The organism is Staphylococcus shinii, from assembly GCF_017583065.1.
Lineage (GTDB): Bacteria > Bacillota > Bacilli > Staphylococcales > Staphylococcaceae > Staphylococcus > Staphylococcus shinii.
Map to the genome: position 1 here is coordinate 1 of NZ_JAGEVL010000002.1, position 3,066 is coordinate 3,066.

3 protein-coding genes are annotated in these 3,066 nt (G+C 31.8%); all 3 read right to left on the minus strand.

Translation table 11 applies throughout. The annotated features are described in order from the left end of the window. Positions 1-86: 86 nt before the first annotated feature. Genes J5E45_RS03970 through J5E45_RS03980 form a run of 3 tightly spaced genes read right to left on the minus strand, consistent with a single transcriptional unit; the run spans position 87 to position 2,902 of the window. Positions 87-902, minus strand: a complete 816-nt coding sequence (locus J5E45_RS03970; protein WP_000164963.1) for an AAA family ATPase — start codon at positions 900-902, stop codon at positions 87-89. Beyond that, positions 895-2,337 carry a Mu transposase C-terminal domain-containing protein gene (locus tag J5E45_RS03975; protein ID WP_000790705.1) on the minus strand — a complete coding sequence of 481 codons (1,443 nt, stop codon included), beginning with the start codon at positions 2,335-2,337 and terminating at the stop codon, positions 895-897. Before J5E45_RS03975 ends, J5E45_RS03970 begins: the two co-directional genes overlap by 8 nt. Then, on the minus strand, positions 2,309-2,902 hold the full coding sequence (locus J5E45_RS03980; protein ID WP_000690628.1) for a recombinase family protein: 594 nt from the start codon (positions 2,900-2,902) through the stop codon (positions 2,309-2,311). Before J5E45_RS03980 ends, J5E45_RS03975 begins: the two co-directional genes overlap by 29 nt. Positions 2,903-3,066 lie beyond the last annotated feature (164 nt).

Consider the following 3,066-nt stretch of genomic DNA (forward strand, 5'->3'; position numbering starts at 1 on the left):
GTGTTACTTTACTTGATATATGAGAATGATTTTACCTAGTAAATGAGAAAAGCAATGTCCTATATTAAAGTACATTGCTTTTTCTATTAACGAATACCTATGACTAAACTATCTCTAGCTGTTTCTACAACTTCTGTACTGATTTTATCTAAGCCATTTATATCCATAATTCTATCTATCTGCGCAAATAAACGATGAATCAGCCTAAAATTCCCTTTTGTAATTTTAATAATCGTCGTTATTGCCTCATAATCAGTAAAATCTTCGAGTTTTAGATCAAATCCTAAATCTTGCCACTTATATTCTAATATATGATGCGTCTCGTCTTTACTTAGATTATCAAATTCATGTGCAAAACCTATACGCGAATATAGTTGAGGATAACGAGATAGTTTTTTCTCTATACCTGGCATACCAATAAATATCATTGCTAAATTATGTTCATCATAAATAGCTCTTAATTGCTCTAAATGTTGCACTTTAAGGCGATCAATCTCATCTACTATAATTAAATCAATATATTTAAACATATCACTATAATGTTTACTATGATCATGACCATACTTATTTACGATGTGTAATTTTTGACCCAAATCAATACTTGCACTAATACTATATAGATCATTACTTAATCTTGTTTGTTTTTCAGCCGGTGCAGTATAAAATATCTTATTCACCGATAATATATCATCAGTCGTTTTACTAGCTAGATCTTCCCACCCTCTATGATTAACTTGCTTTTCAATAGTATTCCAATTTGTGTAATACCTAGAAGATAAAGTTTTTCCGACACCAGGTTGACCATAGCAGATCCCAATATATTGATATTTGATACAAGCATCGCAAAATTCAGCAAATCGTTTATACTCTTTCGTTTCAATGAAATTCTGATTTTTAGTCATTACGATACCTCTTTAATTTTTTGACGTTTTTGGTCGTTTCTTGAGGTGAGTAACCATAACTTTTTTCTTCCTTAATTAAATCAGTGGTGCTTGGACTAGCAATGTTTTGTTTTAAGTGTTTTCTTCTCTGACTACGTGCGTGTTGTATCTCTTTTATATCAATTGAATAATCAGCTAAATCAGGGGATATTGCTGTACAAAGAAATTCATCTCTATAAAAAACGCGTATTTCAGCCATATCATTGGGATTGTAACGAATTAATACATACTCACCTACATAAGCAGTTAGGTTTGTATTACTGTATCTAAAGCCTTGAAAATGAATACCATCTGAATGAATTTTTCTAGATTTAGGTATTTCTAATAATAATAAATCAAGTTGTTCTAAACTGCTTGGCATATTAGGAAAAAAATGATTACTGTTCCACCGATTGATAGGAGTGCTCTGGATAGCACTGTGCTCTTTTTGATTATAATCTTCAATTAAAAAGTATCGTAATTTTTCTTCGAAATTTTGAAAATCTATTAAATCGCTAGAAGTATCATTATTGTTTATATATCCAGGAAGTTGTTCTAAGAAAGTTTGGTTAACTGTCTGAAAAAACCGTTCTATTTTCCCGCGACCACGAGGGACACCAACTTTTGAAAACATCAAGTTAATTTTCAAATCAATAGCGACTTGTTCCATGTGGTGCGAGGTAAAGTCACTCCCGTGATCTGTGTAGAATTTTTCGGGTATACCACATACTGGCCAATTGGTATTATTCTTATTCCATATTGCTTGGTGTAGTGTTAATGCTGTGTTTTGAGCATTAGGAGCATCAAAACTTATAAAGTAGCCTGCAATTGCACGACTATAGTCATCCATAATAATGGTTAGCCATGGTCTATTGATATTACCTTTTTGATCTAATATATAAATATCTAGCAAAGTATGGTCGGCTTGCCATATTTCATTGGGTCTTGAGGATTCTCTTATTTGTATTAAATCGTACTTATTTTGATAGTATTTTTCACCTTGGTGAGAGAAATCAATAACAGACTTAGGCATTGCTTTAATAATACTATAAACTTGTTTATAACTTGGTTTATAAAAATTATTCTCTATACAATAATTAGCGATTTTCCTATGAATCGTAGCAATACTATTTCTTTTATTCTTGAGTGCAAGGCGTTTAATCTCGTCTATTATGTTTTGTTTTAATTTATGCTCACCTTTATCAACTCTTGTATTATGAATTAGACCAGTAAGACCTTGTTCCTTATATAATTTATTCCACCTATAAAGTGTACTTAACGCAATACCTTTGCTTTTAGAAATGCTTGATAAAGATTGCTTGCCCAAGATAAAAGGTTTTATAATATTGTACTTTTGAGTAGCTTCTTTACGTTTGGCTTCAGAAAAATTAGTTAGATACTTCTCCTTGTTTTTCATCTTCCTTTTCCTCCAATTTATTGAGGTAACGATAAATCGTTGTACGTGAAACTTGCCACTGCTCTGCAATTGTCTTAATTGGCGTGCCATTATCATAAAGTGTCTTAAGTAAGTTTAAATCTTTTTGATTTAATTTTTCGGGTCTACCTCCATAGCGTCCTCTAGCACGTGCTGCAATTCGGCCAGCTGAAGAACGTTCTAAAATTAAATTTCGTTCAAATTCTGCAAACGCTGCGAATAAATGAAATAATAATTGTCCTGTAGAACTTGATTTATCCATCGTTATATTTTCTTCTAAACTATGGAAACTTACACCTCGTTCGTTAAGCTCATTAACTAATGTGATTAAATCCTCCATATTACGTCCTAGTCTGTCGAGTCTCCAAACAACAATCGTATCTCCTGATCTCGCAAATTCAATTGCTTTATCTAATCCAGGTCTTTTACTTTTTGAACCACTAATATGGTCGCTAAATATCTTTTCACAACCATATGCGTTTAATCGGTCCTCCTGTAAATTCAGATTTTGTAATCCAGTTGAAACTCTTGCATAACCTATTTTCAAAATACAAACCTCCTATATACATATACAGTGTACCATAACTTAATTTCAAGGTCTTTTGTGAACATAGATTTTTTGTTGGGTTTTTGAACACGAAAATATATGTATTACTCACTTATTTCGGCATAAAAAGAGAGTGTACAGAAAATGGTTATTTTCTGTACACT

Bases quoted from the DNA above. Each gene is read 5' to 3' on its own strand.
- J5E45_RS03970 (WP_000164963.1), bottom strand. From the start codon at position 902: ATGACTAAAAATCAGAATTTCATTGAAACGAAAGAGTATAAACGATTT.
- J5E45_RS03975 (WP_000790705.1), bottom strand. From the start codon at position 2,337: ATGAAAAACAAGGAGAAGTATCTAACTAATTTTTCTGAAGCCAAACGT.